The following is a 16,825-nucleotide window of genomic DNA, read 5'->3' as shown; positions in this document are numbered from 1 at the left end:
CGATGCCCACCTCGGACGAGGCCCGCACCGTCGCCCGCTTCCTTCACGCCCTCAGCGGCGGCCCGGATGTTCGCCGCAAGGCCGCCGCGCGCGAGCTGGCCCGCAGGGACCCGCTCGACGCCAACGAGCTGGTCGGCGACCTCATCGCCCTGGCCCGGAGCGGCTGGGCCCCCGCCTCCTGCGTGCTGCCCGACTTCATGGCCGCGCTGGAGCAGGAGACCGAGCACATCCCCCACGTCGAGGCCCTGCGCAGGCTCGCGCACGTGCAGTCGCTCGACGCGGTGGCGGACCTCTTCGCGCAGGGGCCCGCGCAGATGGAGATGGACGCGGACGCCGCCGCGCGCGCGGACGCCAACGCCTTCTCGCAGTCCCTGGGCCACCTCAAGCAGCAGGCGCGGCTCACGAAAGACCCGGACACGCTGTCCCGCCTCGCCACCGTCAGCAACCCGTCCGTGCTGCGCAACGTGCTCATCAACCCGCGCCTCACCGAGGACCTGGTGGTGCGCATCGCCGCCCGCCGGCCGGCCCGGCCCGAGCCGCTCATCGAAATCTGGAAGTCGCCGCGCTGGTCCGTGCGCCACGGCGTGCGCCGGGCGCTCGTCTTCAACCCGTACCTGCCGCCGGAGATTGGGGCGAAAATCGTCCCGCTGCTGAGCGCCACGGACCTGCGCGAGCTCGTCGCCAGCGGCAACCTGCACCCGGCCCTGCGCGAGCAGGCCTCCCGGCTGCTCGCCGAGTCACCGGCCGTGCGTCAGGTGCCCGACAGCCCGGGCCCGGCGCGACGTCCCGGCCCCCACGGGCTGGACTGAAGGCCCGCGGGCCTACCGGCGGCGCGGGGAGTTCGGGTCGGTGAACTCGGCGTCGGTGCTGCCCCGGCGCGACGGGCCCAGCGACTTGGGGTTCACGTCCACGAGGTCCTCGCCCTTCGAGGCCTTCTTGAACGAGTAGACGAACTTGCCCACGGCGTTGCCGAGCTGACCCATGCGGGCGGCCGAGAAGACCACCAGCAGGATGAAGCCGAGGACGATGATTTCTCCGAGGCCGAGGCCCAGCATGGTGAGGGCACAGTGCAGCAAAGGGCCGGGGGAGGCAAGCCGCCCGTCCACCTCTGGACGCGGACGCTCGCACCGTTGCTGCGCGGAAGGTGCTTCCATCGCAGACTGCGGCCCATGCTCCTGCTTGCCCACCGCGGCGCCAGCGCCGATGCCCCGGAGAACACCCTCGACGCCTTCACCGAGGCCGCCCGCCAGGGCGCCGACGGAGTGGAGCTGGACGCCATGGTGTGCGGCTCCGGCGAAGTCGTCGTCTGCCACGATGAGCACCTGGACCGGCTGGCGCGCCTGCCCTGGGACGTACGCGGCACGCCCTGGTGGAAGCTCCAGCGCGCCGACGTGGGCTCGCCGCTGGGCTTCGCCCCCGCTCGCATCCCCCTGCTGGAGGAGGTGCTGGAGGCGCTGCCCGGACACTTCCTCGTCAACATCGAGCTGAAGTGCGACCGCTTCGACGACGGCGGCCTCGCGAAGAAGGTGGCGGAGTTGGTGCGCCGGCGCGGGCTGGCAGAGCGCGTCGTCGTCTCCAGCTTCAACCCGATGTGCCTCTTCCGGCTCGCCGCCGTCGCGCCCGAGCTGCGTCGGGGCTTCCTCATCGACCCGGACAAGCCCTGGGCCGTGCAGGCGTACGGGGTGAGCCCGCTGGTGTCCTCACACTCCGTCCACCCCTTCCACGAGGCCTGCACCCCGGAGCGGGTGGCCGCGTGGCGCCAGTCCCACCTGCGAGTGGCCGCGTGGACGGTGGATGACCCCGCCCGTGCCGCCACGCTGGAGCGGATGGGCGTCAGCTACCTCATCACCAACCGCCCCGGCGCCGTGCGAGCAGCGCTCAGGGCCGCCGCGTAGCAGCGGCCTGGAAGCCGCGGCTTGGCCGGGCTCAGAAGTCCAGGCCGAGCGTGGTGTTGAAGGCGAACACCGCCGGCACGCCCACCGTCTCCTCGGAGTTCGGGTCCGGCTTCACGCTGCCCGTGCGCGTCAGCGACAGCTCCGCGCCCAATTGCAGCACACCGCCGATGAACCGCACGCCGCCGTACAGGCGCTGGTTCATGTTGTCTCCGAAGGAGACCTTGTTGTACTCGGCCGTGTCCTCCAGCGCCGCGCGCGAGTTGTCCTCCGTGGAGTCCTCGTAGGAGCGCGCCGGGTTGAAGTCGAGCCGGCTGGTGGTGGCGCCCACGAAGCCCAGGTCCAGGCCGCCGTAGGGCGTCAGCGTCACCATGCCGCCCAGGGGGAACTGCTTGCCCACGCCGATGTCCAGGCCCAGCACCGTCAGGCTCAGGTCCTTCGCGCCGAACAGGTGCGAGACGTGCCCTCGTACGGCGACGTCCGGCAGCCAGGTGAAGCCTTCGTTGACGGCCCACTTCAGCTCGCCCGTACCCACCACCTGGCTGCTCTTCTCAATCCAGCCCACGCGCCCGCCCAGCTCCAGCGAGAAGGGCAGGCCCTTGCGCACGTGGAAGGAGGGGATGAGCACCGAGGAGGGCTGCGCGCTCTCCGTGGGGATGAGGAGGCTTTCCCTGTCCGGCAGCGACACCACGGACAGCTCCGCGTTGACGGCCCAGGCCGAGTGGCCCGTCGTCTCCGGCGGCATCAGGTTGACGGACGTCATCGCCGCGCCCATGACGCGCGCGAAGGCCTGGAAGTCCGCGTTGGCGAACGCGTTGGGATTCGGGCCGTCCGGGTCCGGATTGCCGATCTGGTAGATCTGCAGGTCGTTGTCGTCCGCGTACGCCGTCGTGCCCGAAGCAAGGGCCGCAAGCACCAGCCACCGACTGAACGTCCGCATTCGCGTCACCGCCTCCGGGGGCGCACGAACCGGCCGGGGGGCGCCCAACGCGTCGGACGCTAACGCCTGCCTGCAAGGAGCGTCAACAAAACGGGCGGCCCCTCCCGAAGGAAGAGCCGCCCGGATGGAGGCGGAAGGCGCCGTGAGGCCCGTGCCTACTGCGGCTGCGGCTTCACCGTGGTGGCCGAGGTGCCCGGCGCCGCAATCTTCTGGGCCACCTCCGCCGGGCGGCGGCGGATGACCAGCGTGCGGCGGCTGGCGAAGTCGGTGTCCTCGCGGGCCACCACCAGCACGTTGTTGTTGCCCTCCTTGAGCGCGAACTCGGTGGAGAACTTCAGCGTGTTCGGCTCGCCGCCCTTCGGGTCCACGCCCTTGAAGTAGACCTTCTGGTCATTCACCAGGACGTAGACGTCAAGGAGGCCGTTGGGGTCGTTCACCGCGCCGGAGAGCGTGAACTTGTCCCCGTTGGCCACGAGGCCACCGGCGGCCGGGTCCACATCCAGGCGGATGTCCGGCGGACGGTGCTGCGTGGCCCACGCCAGCTTCGGCGCCGTGGCGCGGCCCGCCGTCTTCTGCTCGCGCGCGTCCTGCGTGCGCACGAAGGCGAAGCGGCCCTTCTCCAGCTCCACCCGGTAGAAGCCCTTGGTGACGGCCTCGACGGGCAGCACCGTGGCCCCGGACACCTTCGCCACCGGGCGGGCATCCGCCGCGGGAGCGTTGAAGAGCTCCGCCTTGTCGTTCACCCGGACGAAGGACTTCTTCGGCTCCAGGGCGGCCGCCGCGGCGTCCGTCACCGGCAGCTCCAGCTTCTCCATGACGAACTCCTCGAGGGGCTCGTCGATGATGGCCAGCTTCAGCGGGAAGGTGTCGCCCTTGTAGCCCTTCTTCACCTCCAGGTTGAAGCGCGCCGTCTTCGTCTCGCCGGCCTTCAGCTCGCCCAGCTTGAAGCGGCCCTTCTCGATGAAGATGTTGGCGTCCCCGCCATTCTTGATCTGCGTGAACGAGTCCAGCGCCGGGCCGGTGCCCGCGTTCGTCACGTCCAGCACCACGGAGACCGTCTCACCGCGCTGCACGACGCCGTCGCCGTTGCAGGTGGCGCAGTCGTCGATGATCTGCCAGTTGAAGGCGAAGGCGGGACGGGGCAGCTCCACGAAGTTGAGCTCCGCCACGCGCGTCTCCGGCAGCTGGCCATTGTCGTCGAAGAACCTCACCGTCACGTCGTCGCGGCGGCTGGTGAGGTCCTTGGGCAGGCGCACGTTCACCTTCCAGGACTTCTTCTCACCCGGGTTCAGCGCGCCGAAGAGGAACTCGCGGCGGTCCAGGAAGGCGTTGTCGCTCTCCGTCCAGGCGCGCACGCGCTTGAGCGGCTCGGTGCCCTTGTTCTCCGCGGTGACGACCATCTCCAGCACCTCACCCGCGGCAATCTTCGCGTCCGGGCCCGGGCTGAGCGTGGCGGCGAGCTGCACGTTCTTGGGCGTGGGGCCGGCGCTCCAGTCCACACCCAGCGCGGCGATGGCGGCGTTGATGCGGCCCTCCTCGTCCTTCTGCTTCTGGTTCACGAAGGCCTTGCCCTGCTGGAGCTGCTGCTTGCGGTTGCTGGCCGGGGCCTTCAGCACGTAGTCGCGCGCGAACTGGACCTCGAAGTCCTCCTTGATTTCGTCCTGGGACTCGGCGTCGAGCTGGTCGTCGAGGTCCTCACCCTGGCCGGCCACGTCCACGTCCAGCAGCGGGTGCTCCTTGTCGCCGTGCTTCTTCTCGCCCGCGGCCTTCTCGTTGGCGGCCACCTTCGGGTCCTTGGACTGCTCCTTCGCGGCGGCGGCCTGCTGCTGCTTCTCGTCCACCTTCAGGTACTTGAGGCTCTCCAGCGGCTTCTCGCGGTCCAGCACGTCCTCGCGCTTCTTGGCGACGGTGGAGGACTCCGGGTTGCCGAAGTGCTGGTCCAGGTCCGCCTCGCCCATGGAGCGGCGCGGGGCGAACACGTCCAGGCGCTCGTCGGTGACGCGCGTGGGGACGAGCTGGATGTCCGGGACGATGCCGACCTCCTGGATGGAGACGTCGCCCGGCGTGAGGTACTTGGCGATGGTCAGCTTCAGCGCGCTGTCATCCGGGAAGTCGTACAGCACCTGCACGCTGCCCTTGCCGAACGTCTGGCGGCCGATGATGACCGCGCGGTCCAGGTTCTTCAGCGCGCCCGCCACGATTTCGGACGCGGAGGCGCTGCCCGAGTTCACCAGCACCGCGATGGGGAAGGAGTCCTCGCCCTCGGTGGGACGCGCGCGCTTCTCCTCGCGCAGCTTGTCGGACAGGCCCACCGTCGCGACGATGGTGCCGCTGGAGAGGAACGTGTCGGAGACCTGGATGGCCTGCTCCAGGAGGCCGCCCGGGTTGCCGCGCAAATCCAGCACCAGGCCCTTGAAGCCACCCTTCGTCGCGGCCTGCTTGCGGATGTCCGAGAGCGCGGCCTCGAGGTCACGCGTGGTGTTGCCCTGGAAGTTCTTCAGGCGCACGTAGCCGACGCCACCGGCGAGCAGCTTGTGCTGGACGCTCTCAATCGAAATCATCGCGCGCGCCAGCGTCATGGCGCGGGGCTTGTCCCAGCCGTCGCGCTCCACCGTAATGGTGATGCGGCTGTCCACCGCGCCGCGCAGCTTGGACACGGCCTCGTTGAGGTCCATGTTGACGGTGGACTCCTCGCCAATCTTCTTGATGCGGTCGTCCTTCTGGATGCCGGCGCGCGCCGCGGGCGTCTTGGGCAGCACCTTGACGACGGTGAGGTTGCCCTCGCGCATCTGGATGACGAAGCCGAGGCCGCCGAACTCACCCTTGGTGGAGAGCTTCATCTCCCGGTACAGCTCCGGGCGCAGCAGCACCGAGTGCGGGTCCAACGTGGACAGCATGCCGTTGACCGCGGCGTACTCGATGTCGCGCGTCTCCTCGATGGGGCGCATGTTCTTCGACAGGAAGTCGAAGACGTCCTTGAGGGCGAAGGACATCTTCCACAGCGAGTCGACGTGGGCGATGTCGAACTCGCGCTGCTTGCCGTTGACGTTGATGTTCAGCTTGCCCGTCTCGGCGTTGCCGTCCACGAGCACGTCGGGAACGCTCTTCTCGACGTACTCCAGCGAGGCAATCATCATCTCCTTGGGCTTCACGCGCTTGGGGTCGACGTAGTTCTCCTTGACGTACAGGATGACCTTCGTCAGGACCCGGAGGCTGTTGAGGTCGTGCTGGGCCTTCTCGCCCTTGGCGGCGGGCAGGCTGCCGTCCCAGGAGCCCTGGCCGGCCTCGGCTGCGCCCATGGTGAGCGGCAAGGGCGCCCGGTTACTGCCCACCAGGGCCCAGGCCCCGAGGAGCACGGCAACGGCGGTGATGCGGCGGAAGAAACGCGGCATGTGATTCATCCAAGCTGGAGCGCCGAGACGCCCCTGGGTATTGCGTGAAATGCCCTGAGATTCCGAACCTTTGTGAAGCGGAAAACGTGCGCTGGGAGCGGCCGGGCAAGCCTAATCACGGCTGCCGGGTGCTTCAAGGCATCGCCTTGCTGCTGAGGATGCAGAACGTCCCTGAACGTCATTGCGTTCCCGCCACGTCGGGAGGACAGCCGGCCCGGACGTTTATTTCAGGGCACCGGGTGTGGCGTCCGGAGGCGGAGGCAGGAGGTTGGCTTCGCGCAGGCCGCGGTAGAGCAGGGTGCCGGCGATGATGGCCAGGGGCAGGAAGAAGGTGTTGAGGATGGGCACCCAGAGCAGGACGTAGACGCCCGCGCCCAGGCCGAGGCAGAGGGCGCGCCGCTCGCGCAGCATGCGGCGCACGTCCGCGAAGGCATAGAGGTGGCGGGTCATGGGGGCGGCCAGGTACTCGCCTGCCATCCAGGTCATGGTCCACAGGCTGCCGAGCACCGTCCACAGCACGCTGCCCACGCCGGGCACCAGGTGGAGGGGCAGGAGGATGGCCAGCCCCACCATGAGGAAGAAGAGGCGCGCCAGGGTGTGCGCCACGCCGGTGACGATGCCTCGCACGAAGCCCGCCAGCGTGAAGGGCGGGCCGTCGTCGCCGCCCACCACGGCCTCCGTGGTCTCGGACAGCGGGTCCTGCAGCGGGGCGAGCAGCAGGGGAGGGACGATGTTGGCGCCCACCACCCAGACGACGAGGGCGGACAGCACCAGCACCGTGTACCAGCCAACGCGGCCGTACCAGGACTCGGGGAGGGGCCAGTACCCGGCCAGCAGCCCGGGGGCGTAGCGGTACAGCAGCCAGGCGAGGCCCACCAGCGCCACGGCGGTGACGGCCGCGCAGAGGGCTGACAGGAGGAACAGGCGCCGGGAGCGGAAGAGGAGCGAGAAGGCGCGCCCGAGCAGTCCCAGGCCCTGGAAGAAATCAGACAGGCGGGATTCGGGCGCGAGGCGGGGGATGGCGGAGTGTGGGGTCATGAAGGGGCCATGCGCAAATCAGGGCGGGTCCAACGGCTCACGTTATATAGGGCGCGCCCATGTCCCTCGATCTCAAGCGCGCGGCCTCCGAGCCCATCACCTCCGTCGACATGCTGGTGGCCGGCTTCCGGTCCGCCGAGAAGCCCCGGGACGAGCACCGGCTCGGCCTGGAGCACGAGAAGTTCATCTACCCCGCCGGGTCCGCGACGCCCCCGTCCTATGAAGGGGCTTCGGGGATTGGCGCGCTGCTGACCCGGCTGGCGCCCAACGGCTACACGCCCTTCCGCGAGACGCCCGAGTCGCCGGTCATCGCCCTGCAGCGCGGCATGGCTACCATCTCCCTGGAGCCGGGCGGCCAGTTCGAATTGTCCGGCAGCCCCTTCCGCACCGCGCGCGAGGCGCACGAGGAGAACCTGGGCCACCTCAAGGAGGTGAAGGCGGCGGCGGACGCGCTGGGCCTGCGCGTCGTCTTCCTGGGCTACCGGCCCACGGTGACGCCGGCGGACATGCCGTGGATGCCGAAGACGCGCTACCTCGTCATGCGGCGCACGCTGCCGGAGCGCGGCCGGCTGGCGCTGAACATGATGCTGATGACGGCCACCGGTCAGGTATCTCTCGACTGGGCGGACGAGGCGGACTGTATCCGCAAGACGGTGGTGGTGGCGCGGCTGGCCCCGCTGATGAATGCCCTCTACGCCAACAGCCCGCTGGTGGAGGGCAAGCCGTCCGGCTACCTGTCCTTCCGCAACCGCGTCTGGGACGAGGTGGACCCCACGCGCTGTGGCTACCTGCCGGCGTTCTTCGACGGCTCGTTCTCCTACCGCGCCTATGTGGACTGGGCGCTGGACGCGCCGCTGCTCTTCCTGCGCCGCAACGGGGAGTATCTGCACCCCAAGCTCACCTTCCGGCAGCTCCTGAAGGAGGGCTTCGAGGGCAAGCCGCCCGACTTGAACGACTGGACGGACCACCTGTCCACGCTCTTCCCCGAGGTGCGGCTGAAGAAGGTGCTGGAGGTGCGCGGCGCGGACTGTGTGAATCCGGCGATGACGGGCGCACTGGGGGCGCTGTGGCGCGGCATCCTCTACGACGCCACCGCGCTGGACGAGGCGGAGCGCCTCCTGCCGAAGCTGAGCTTCGCCGAGCACCAGGCCTTCCACGACACCGCGCGCCGCGAGGGCCTCGGCGGGAAGCTGGGCTCGCACGAGCTGAAGCGGCTGGCCGCGGAGATGGTGGCCATCTCCCGGCGCGGCCTGCAGCGGCTGGACGCGGCGGACGCGCCGCTGCTGGACCCGCTGGCCGAGGTGGCCGCCTCGGGGCGCTCGCCCGCGGTGGCCGTGCTCGAGGCGTGGGAGAAGGACCCCCGCCCCGAATCGGTGCTGGCGCGCGCCTCGCTGTGACGCGAGGGGCGCGGGGCTAGAAGCGCCCGCCGATGGTGATGTTGGCGTTGAAGAGGCTGCCCTTCTCGTCATCACCGTCGGGCGACTGGACTACGTTCTCGCTCCCGAGGACGCTGTACGTGGCGCGCGCGCCGGCGACGATGTTGCCGAAGCGGTAGTCCAGGCCGGCCGCCAGCGGAATCTCCGTCTGGACGTCGTTGTCGTAGAAGCCCTCCGCGCCTTCCGAGGGGTTGAGGTAGCTCAGGCCGCCGCCAGCCCCCACGAAGGGTCGCCACTTCTCGTCCAGGAGCGGGCCCACCTTGGCGAGGAGGCTGGCGTTGTGGCGCCAGATGCCCTCGCCGCTGTCCACGCGGTTGTCGTCGATGGCGAGGCGCTGGCCCTGGTAGCCGGCTTCGACGCCGATGAGCGGTTGAATCTGCGCGATGGCGGTGATGCCCAACAGCGGTCCCGGGTTGGTGTTGTCCGCCAGGTCACCCGTGAAGCCGCCCACGCCCAGGCCCACTTCGACGCCCACCGGGGGCCGCTCGTTGAGTTTCAGCTTCGAGCCCACGTTCTGGGCCTCAATCGCGAATGCCGGCGCTGCCAGGCACGCGGCCGCCAGGGCGGCCCCTCTCCACCACGTCGAACGTCGCATCGCATACCTCCCCGAAATGTCGGTCAGCGGAAAGGTGGCCATGCGTTGACCGGGCTCCAGGGATGGCCGCTGCGGCGGACGCTGGCTCGCACGGACGCGGCGGGAGTGGGCTCGCGGAGCTGGAGGAATCCTTGCGCCCTAGCGGCGGCCGAAGAGCTTCTTCAGTCCGGACAGCAGGCCGCCCGGACGCGCCTCGGGCTCGCCCTCCAGGGGGGAGCGGCCGATGAGCGTATCGCGGGCCGCGTCGTCCAACTCGTCGCCGGCCAGGGAGACGGGCTTGCGCTTCACGCCCGGGAGGGTGGCCTCCAGCGAGAGGGCGCCATCGGCGGTGAGCGAGAAGTGCAGCTCGGCTTCGCCCGGACGCTCGACGAAGAGGGAGAGCTTGCCGAGGTACTCGTTCTCCGTCGCCACGGGCGAGGGGCCCTGGAAGAGAGCGAGCTCCATCGCGCCCGGCACGACGGGCAGCACCAGCGTCTTGCTGGTGGGCAGGCGGGTGTTGCGCTCCAGCACGCGGCGCAGCGTGCCTCCGCGCTCGGCGACGCCGATGGGGGCGGAGAGGACTTCGGACACGGAGGCGGCGGGCTTGCCGGCCTCCGCCAGCAGCAGCCCCTGGCCGAGCAGCGCCGCGCCGAGCGCCACCGCGCCGCGCGGGTCCACGTCGTCGCGCACCGGGACGCCGAGGCTCTCCTCCAGGCGGCGGCGCACCAGCGGCGCGCGGCCCTGGCCGCCCACGAGCAGCACCGCGTCCAGGCCCTGCGGAGAGAGTGCGTTGGATTCCAGCACCTCGCGGACGACGGCCACCACGCGCTGGGCGAGGTCCGCGGTGAGGGCCTCCACGCGCTCGCGGGTGAAGGGGGGCAGGGTGCCTGGGGAGAGCGCGACGTCCACCTGCTCGCGCTCGGAGAGGGCCACCTTGGTGGACTCGGCGGCGGTGCGCAGCGGGGCCCAGTCGAGGACGTGCTGGGGCCGGGGCACGCCCTGGTCCGCGAGGTCCGCGGCGAGTGCCTCCGCGATGCGGGCGTCGAAGTCCATGCCGCCCACCATCGCGTCGCCACCGGTGGTGATGACCTCGAGGTCGTCGCCCGTCACCTGCACCACGCAGACCTCGAGGCCGCCGCCACCGAGGTCCACGACGAGCACGCGCTTGCGGGCGAGGCCCTTGCTGTGGCCGTACGCGAGCGCCGCGGCCGCCGAGGCGGTGAGGATGCGCTGCGCGTCGAGCCCGGCGAGCGTCGCGGCCTCGCGCAGGGCGGCGCGCTGGCGGTCGGTGAAGTGCGAGGGGGCGCTGATGACGGCGCGCGTGGCCTTGCGGCCGACGAAGGTGGCGGCGGCGTGCTTCAGCTCGCGCAGCACCAGGGCCGTGAAGAGCGTGGGAGCGATGAGCCGGCCGCCGAGCTCCACGGCCGCGTCGCCGCTCGGGTCCGCGGAGATGGGGAAGGGGAGCTGGCTGGACAGCTCCCTCAGCCGAGGCGAGCGCGCGCGCAGGCCGAGCAGCCGCTTGAGGCCCGTGGTGGCGCGGCGTGGGGCGCGGTCGGCTTCCACCTGCGCGGCGGGGCCGACGAGCAATTCGCCACTGCCGTCCACGGCGACGAGGGCCGGCAGCTCCGTGCCGTCCGTGCCGGGGAGCGGGACGAGCTTCACGGTGCCCTCGTGGAAGACGGCGACGCGCGCGTGCGAGGTGCCGAGGTCGATGCCGAGGACGACCTCGGGAATCGAGGGCACCGGCGTGGGCGCGGAGACGGGCACGTCGAGCAGCGCGCGGCGGCGGTTGCGCACGGCCTCGGCGTCTTGCGCCGCGGTCGTTGGTGGCTCGGGCTCGGTGGCGGCCGGCGGAGTGGGCTGGACTTCAGCGCGCTCCGGGGGGGCCGGTGCGGTGGGCTGAAGGACTTCAGCACGCTCCTGGGGGGCCGGCGCGGGCGCGGTGGCCTCGTTGTCAGCCGAGGCTTTCTCCTCCTCTGGCTCCGTCAGGCTCGCGGTGATGTCGAAGCCGAGGTCGTCGTCCTCCGACCTCGTTTCGAATGGGGCCGGCTCCTCGGGTGCGAAGGCCTTGGGTGCTTCGGCCACCGGTGGAGGTGCTGGCTCCTCGGGCGCCGCGGGCTCCTCCCGCTCGGGAGTCTGGGTTTCTTCATTTGCCGCCGCCCCGGCCGGTGGCGTGGCCTGTGCCTCCGTGGGCGCCGGAGCGGGCGCCGCCCGTCGCGCGGGCTCGGCCGCGCCGCTGCGCCGGGCCACCAGGCGGTCGATGAGCGCCTTGCTCGACGCGTCCAGCTTCACGAAGCGCACCGTCATTCCGGCGCGCCCGCCGCCCGCGTCCACCTGCGCCTTCACCACCACGCCTTCACCGCGCAAGAGCCGCGTGCCGTCCGCCAGGACGAACTCGAACGCGAGCCCCGTCCCTTCCGGCTTCAGCGCGCGCGTGGCGACGAAGACTCCGCCGCGCGCCACGTTCGAGCCGTACTTCTCGATGAACTCGTCCTCCGTCGTGTACGGAAGCCGGATGCGCAGGGGGAGGAGCTTGGACGCGAGTCCGCTCATCGCAGGGGAATCCGTACGTCCCCTCCGGACCCCTGCATCACCAGGTGCAGGCCGTCTTCCCGCAGTGCCGCCGGGGGGAGCTCGAACAGGAGGACCACGTCGGTGCGCTCCTCGGGCGCCCAGGTGCGACGCAGGGGCCGCGTGCCCGCCACCACCTGCGCGTCACGGGCCAGGGGAAACCTCTGGTTCCCCGCGCCTACCACCTGCGCGCCATCCATATCCAACGTCAGGGGCGCCGCCCCCACGTTCTGCGTGATGAGCCGCACGCGGAGGAACAGGTCCTCCGTCGTCAGGCCCACCTTGCCCGAGCCCTTCACCGAGTGCGAGGACTCCAGCCCGGTGAGCTTCACCGCGAGGGTGTCCACGTGCACGGTGGCGTTGGTCTCGGGAAGCGCCAGCTTGCGCTCCGAGGACTCGTCGAGCCCCGCGGCCAGCCCCGCCAGTTGCGCGTTCGGGGCGCCCCGCGTGGACTCGGGGCCCCGGGAGGGGGGGCCTCCCTGGTTCACCCGGTCCACCTCGGCGCGCAGCTTCTGCAGCGTCCGGTCGTCGCCCCCGCCCTCGGCGCCACGCGCGGACTCCTCCTTCGTGCAGCCCCCCATGAGGAGGGCCGCCGCGGTGAGGAGCGCCGCTGGCGCCAGGGAAGGGGAGGACCGGAGGCTCACGCCGCGCCCGCGCCCTTCACCAGCTCGTACAGCTTGTCGAGCGCCGCGGGCAGCTTCGCCGCGTCAGGCCCGCCGGCCTGCGCCATGTCCGCCTTGCCGCCGCCCTTGCCGCCCACTTCCTTCGCCATCTCCCGCACCAGCGCGCCCGCGTTGATGCCCTTGGCCACCACGTCCTTCGTGGCCGCCACGAGGATGATGGCGCGGCCGTCCTTCTCGCCGCCGATGGCCACCACGCCCGAGCGGATGCGGTCTCTGAGCTGGTCCGCCATGCCGCGCAGCACGTTGTCGTCCGCCGCGTCCACGCGAGTGGCCAGCACCTTCATGCCGTTCACCTCGCGCGCCTGCTCCAGCAGGTCCTTGCTGCCCGCCGTCTGCGCCTTGACGGAGACCTCCTCCACCTTGCGCTCCAGCTCCTTCACGCGGCGCTGGGTCGCCTCGACGCGCTTGGACAGCTCCTTCGGATTCGTCTTCAGGAGCTCCGCCGCGCGGCGCAGCTCGTGCTCCTGCTCGCGCACGTACTGGAGCGCGCCGATACCGGTGAGCGCGATGATGCGGCGCACGCCGGCCGCCACGCCGCTCTCGCTGGTGATCTTGAACAGACCGATGTCACCGCTGCGGCGCACGTGGGTGCCGCCGCACAGCTCGGTGGACTCCGGGTGCACGGTGACGACGCGCACCGTCTCGCCGTACTTCTCGCCGAACATGGCGACGGCGCCGGACTTCTTCGCGTCCTCCAGCTTCATGACGCGAGTCTCGGACGACGCGTTGTCGCGAATCCAGCCGTTGACCAGGTCCTCCACCTGCTCGAGCTGCTCCAGCGTCGCGGGCGAGAAGTGAGAGAAGTCGAAGCGCAGGTAGTCCGGCGCCACGACGGAGCCCGCCTGCTTCACGTGCTCGCCCAGCACCAGCTTGAGCGCCTTGTGCAGCAGGTGCGTCGCGGAGTGGTTGGCGCGGATGGACTTGCGGCGCTCGTTGTCGACGCCCGCCTGCACCATGTCGCCGACCTTGAAGGTGCCCTCGGTGACCTCCACCGAGTGGACGACGAGGCCCGGCACCGGGCGCTGCGCGTCCTTCACCTGCGCCACCGCCTTGCCGCCGTGGCCCACGATGCGGCCGGTATCGCCCACCTGGCCGCCGGACTCGCCGTAGAAGGGCGTGCGGTCCAGGACGAGCTCCACCCTGTCGCCCTTCGACGCCTCCGTCGCCTCCGCGCCGTTCTTCACGATGGCGCGGATGCTGCCCTCGCCCTCGTGGCCCTCGCCCTCGTAGCCGAGGAACTCGGTGGTGCCGAGCCGCTCCGCCAGCTTCAGGTAGAGGTCGCCAAGCGCCTGGTCCTTGGTCTTGAACGGGTCGTTCCGGTCCGCCTCCTCCTGGAGGAGGTCCTCGAAGCGCTTCAAATCCACGTCGAAGCCGCGCTCACGGGCGATGATCTGCGTGAGGTCCCACGGGAAGCCGTAGGTGCCGTGCATCTTGAAGACGACGTCGCCGGAGAGCTGCCTGGCGCCGGACTTCTGCAGCTTCGCCAGCTCCTCGTCGATGAGCTTGAGGCCCGTCTTGAGCCGCTCGCGGAAGCTGGTCTCCTCGTGGCGGCAGACCTCGAGGATGAAGGTGCGGCTCTCGCGCAGCTCGGGATACGCGTCGCCCATGAGCTCGATGACGCGGTCGACGACCTTGAAGAAGAAGAGCTCGTCCAGGCCGAGCTGCTGGGAGCCGTGCCGGACGGCGCGGCGCATGATGCGGCGCAGGACGTAGCCACGGCCCACGTTGTCGGGCGTCACGCCGTCCGCGATGAGGAACGCCGCCGCGCGGCTGTGGTCCGCCACCACGCGCATGGAGGCACCACCCTCCTGCGTGTAGGTCTTGCCGCACAGCTCGCTGACCTTGGCGATGATGTTCTGGAAGAGGTCGGTCTCGTAGTTGGAGCGCTTGCCCTGGACGACGGAGGCGATGCGCTCCAGGCCCGCGCCCGTGTCGATGGACGGCTTGGGCAGCGGAATCAGTGGCGCGTCCTTCTCCTTGCGCTCGAACTGCATGAACACGAGGTTCCAGATTTCGAGCCAGCGGTCACAGTCACACGCGACGCCCTGACACTTCTTGCCCGCCGCCTCCTCGACACAAGGGATGTCGTTGCCCTGGTGGTAGTGGATTTCGGAGCAGGGGCCGCACGGGCCGGTGTCGCCCATGGCCCAGAAGTTGTCCTTGTAGCCGAGCTTGAGGATGCGCTCGCGGGGCACGCCCTGCTTCGCCCACAGCTCGAAGGCCTCCTCGTCCCAGGGGATGCCGCCCTCGCCGTTGAACACGGTGACGGCGAGGCGCTCCTTGTCGAGGCCGAGCACCTGGGTGACGAACTCCCAGCCGTACGCGATGGCGTCGGGCTTGAAGTAGTCGCCGAAGGAGAAGTTGCCGAGCATCTCGAAGAACGTGTGGTGGCGCGCGGTGTAGCCCACGTTGTCGAGGTCGTTGTGCTTGCCGCCGGCGCGCACGCACTTCTGCGAGGTGGTGGCGCGGGTGTAGTCGCGCTTCTCTCGGCCGGTGAAGACGTCCTTGAACTGCACCATGCCCGCGTTGGTGAAGAGCAGGGTGGGGTCGTTGGCGGGCACCAGGGAGGAGGAAGCCACGCGGCGGTGGCCACGCTCCTCGAAGAACTTGAGGAACGCCTCGCGAATCTGGGAGGCGGTGAGGGCGGAAGGCATGGTGTGGGTATATGCCACAACAGGACGCGGCGCAGGAGTTCTTGGAGGGTGCATGGGTGGGAGGACGGCCCACGCTCCAGGGGGCTGACCTGGACGGTGGTCTGCTAGGGGAGGGGGTGACGGCGGGCCGGGACGGCCGGATGGTGTCCGGGCGGACGGTGTCGGATGGGGGACAGGGGGGCCGGGGGAGCGTCCGCTGCCGACCTCGGGCCCGAGGGCCGGGGCGGGTGGAGTGCTCGCGGAGTCGGAGACGCTGCCTGGCTGGCTGTCGGGCAGGCCGGAGCGGGAGACTCGACGTTCGACTTCGGGGGACGCGGCGGAGGCGATGAGCTCAGGGCGGGTCCGCTGCTCGAAGGTGAAGCGGCGTTTCTCGTGTGTCCGGCCATCGGGCTCGGGGCCGTCCTTGTTGCTGTGCGCCTCACCCCTCCGCTTTCTTCAGTCAGCTCATCTGGAATGCAGTCGCGCTTCGACGGAGTGGCTGGAGTGATTCCATGATTCGTGAGCCCAGGGCCGTTCTCGATGACGTGAATGCAGCCGTGCGGGCTGGCCCGGGAGAGTCGCTCGCGGACCTCATGGTGGAGTTGACCGCCGCTCTCTGCATGGATGCGCGATTTCCCCAGGATGCGTTCGACCAGGTGGTGGCGCTGCTGGGCGACGCGACGTTCTGGGCCCACGAGGATGCGTGGCAGCTCGTGAAGGAGCTGGATTCGAGCTGGGAGCTTCTCTCGGCGGAGCAGCGGAGGGTGCTGTGGCCGCTCCTGCTCGCGGGCTTCGGCAGGGGCACCAACCCGATGGGGGCCTTCGTCATCGGCGAATTGATGGGAGGTCGATACGGCGGTGAGGAGGCGCTGGAGGCGCTCTCAGCGCTCGCGGAAACCGCCACCATGCCGGCGAGAGGCATGGTGCCTCATGGGCTCGAAACCCTGGCGCGAAGCACGGAGACTGCTGAACTGAGGCGGCGTGCCATTTCCAAACTCCAAGCGTTGGAGAAGGACAACGAGGTCCAGGTTCGCGAAGAGGCTTGCATTGCCCAGAGGAACGCATGCGAGCCATGAGAACGCTGTAGGCATCCTCGTCTTCCGCCTGTCTTTCTGTCGACATGCTCCTGGCAGTTTTCCTGTTTGGCTGAAGCAGACGGGATTGGTTGGGAATGTTGAGAATATTTAAGTAGTCAACATTGACCCGATTGGTTTACAAGGCGCGACTCACGTTGTGTGGGGTCGATGTGCCGACTGAGCAGGGCTCGGGGACCTCGTGCGCGGACCACACCTTCGTGTTTCTCCTCGGAGGTCACCGCGGTGTCACGGCCCCTGTTTGCCTTGAGTCTGGCAGGCTTCATTTGTTTGACCTTGTCGGCCTGTGAGAAGCCTGCGCCGCGGGAGACTCCAGCAGCCGTGGACCGCCTCGTGCTGCAGGAGCACCGCCCGGAAAAGGCCTCCAAGCCCACGAAGGAAGTGGGCGAGGACTGCACGCAGTATGGCGCCAGCGAGTGCCACACGGGGCTGTGTCTCCATGCGGCCCCGGGAGGGCGGAAGCAGGGTTACTTCTGCAGTATGGCCTGTCGTGACGGCGCGAACTGCCCCGAGGGTTGGGGATGCGCGCAGATGTTCCCCGGGCAGGAAGGGAATGTCTGTGTTCCTCCCCA

Annotated in this window: 12 protein-coding genes; 4 read left to right on the top strand and 8 right to left on the bottom strand. The window is 70.0% G+C overall.

Features of this window, described 5'->3' with window-relative positions; translation table 11 throughout:
• Positions 1-2: 2 nt before the first annotated feature.
• On the top strand, positions 3-809 hold the full coding sequence (locus tag ACVTJA_RS40665) for a hypothetical protein (protein ID WP_465828594.1): 807 nt from the start codon (positions 3-5) through the stop codon (positions 807-809).
• Between the two features lie 12 nt (positions 810-821).
• Here the strand turns inward: ACVTJA_RS40665 and ACVTJA_RS40660 are convergent, their stop codons facing one another.
• Complete coding sequence (locus ACVTJA_RS40660) at positions 822-1,055, bottom strand: twin-arginine translocase TatA/TatE family subunit (protein WP_465828592.1); 234 nt, start codon at positions 1,053-1,055, stop codon at positions 822-824.
• A gap of 114 nt (positions 1,056-1,169) precedes the next feature.
• Between ACVTJA_RS40660 and ACVTJA_RS40655 the strand changes: the two genes are divergently transcribed.
• Positions 1,170-1,895: a glycerophosphodiester phosphodiesterase gene (locus ACVTJA_RS40655; RefSeq protein ID WP_465828590.1), complete on the top strand. Its 726-nt coding sequence runs from the start codon at positions 1,170-1,172 to the stop codon at positions 1,893-1,895.
• Between the two features lie 31 nt (positions 1,896-1,926).
• Here ACVTJA_RS40655 and ACVTJA_RS40650 read toward each other — a convergent pair whose 3' ends face one another.
• The 3 genes from ACVTJA_RS40650 to ACVTJA_RS40640 all read right to left on the bottom strand — a co-directional run bounded on the left by ACVTJA_RS40650 (position 1,927) and on the right by ACVTJA_RS40640 (position 7,262).
• Positions 1,927-2,832 carry a hypothetical protein gene (locus tag ACVTJA_RS40650; protein ID WP_465828588.1) on the bottom strand — a complete coding sequence of 302 codons (906 nt, stop codon included), beginning with the start codon at positions 2,830-2,832 and terminating at the stop codon, positions 1,927-1,929.
• 155 nt (positions 2,833-2,987) lie between these two features.
• Complete coding sequence (locus tag ACVTJA_RS40645) at positions 2,988-6,233, bottom strand: MXAN_5808 family serine peptidase (RefSeq protein ID WP_465828585.1); 3,246 nt, start codon at positions 6,231-6,233, stop codon at positions 2,988-2,990.
• A 213-nt stretch (positions 6,234-6,446) separates the two neighbouring features.
• A complete protein-coding gene (locus ACVTJA_RS40640; RefSeq protein WP_465828582.1) occupies positions 6,447-7,262 on the bottom strand; it encodes an EI24 domain-containing protein in 816 nt (271 codons plus the stop codon).
• 59 nt (positions 7,263-7,321) lie between these two features.
• On the opposite strand from ACVTJA_RS40640, the gene ACVTJA_RS40635 reads away from it, so the two are divergent.
• Positions 7,322-8,659, top strand: a complete 1,338-nt coding sequence (locus ACVTJA_RS40635; RefSeq protein ID WP_465828579.1) for a glutamate--cysteine ligase — start codon at positions 7,322-7,324, stop codon at positions 8,657-8,659.
• A gap of 16 nt (positions 8,660-8,675) precedes the next feature.
• On the opposite strand, the gene ACVTJA_RS40630 is transcribed toward ACVTJA_RS40635, so the two are convergent.
• The 4 genes from ACVTJA_RS40630 to alaS all read right to left on the bottom strand — a co-directional run bounded on the left by ACVTJA_RS40630 (position 8,676) and on the right by alaS (position 15,180).
• Complete coding sequence (locus ACVTJA_RS40630) at positions 8,676-9,293, bottom strand: outer membrane beta-barrel protein (protein WP_465828577.1); 618 nt, start codon at positions 9,291-9,293, stop codon at positions 8,676-8,678.
• A 138-nt stretch (positions 9,294-9,431) separates the two neighbouring features.
• The gene (locus ACVTJA_RS40625) at positions 9,432-11,825 is read right to left on the bottom strand and encodes a TIGR02266 family protein (protein WP_465828575.1); all 2,394 of its coding nucleotides are present in this window, start codon (positions 11,823-11,825) and stop codon (positions 9,432-9,434) included.
• Positions 11,822-12,487, bottom strand: a complete 666-nt coding sequence (locus ACVTJA_RS40620; protein WP_465828573.1) for a hypothetical protein — start codon at positions 12,485-12,487, stop codon at positions 11,822-11,824. The genes ACVTJA_RS40625 and ACVTJA_RS40620 overlap by 4 nt, the downstream gene beginning before the upstream one ends.
• On the bottom strand, positions 12,484-15,180 hold the full coding sequence (gene alaS / locus ACVTJA_RS40615; RefSeq protein WP_465828572.1) for an alanine--tRNA ligase: 2,697 nt from the start codon (positions 15,178-15,180) through the stop codon (positions 12,484-12,486). The genes ACVTJA_RS40620 and alaS overlap by 4 nt, the downstream gene beginning before the upstream one ends.
• A 491-nt stretch (positions 15,181-15,671) precedes the next feature.
• Between alaS and ACVTJA_RS40610 the strand changes: the two genes are divergently transcribed.
• The gene (locus tag ACVTJA_RS40610) at positions 15,672-16,235 is read left to right on the top strand and encodes a hypothetical protein (protein ID WP_465828570.1); all 564 of its coding nucleotides are present in this window, start codon (positions 15,672-15,674) and stop codon (positions 16,233-16,235) included.
• Positions 16,236-16,825 lie beyond the last annotated feature (590 nt).

The sequence above is a fragment of the Pyxidicoccus sp. M6 genome (assembly GCF_055568925.1).
Note: the sequence above shows the minus strand (reverse complement) of the source record. Positions and strands in the feature narration are given on the sequence as shown.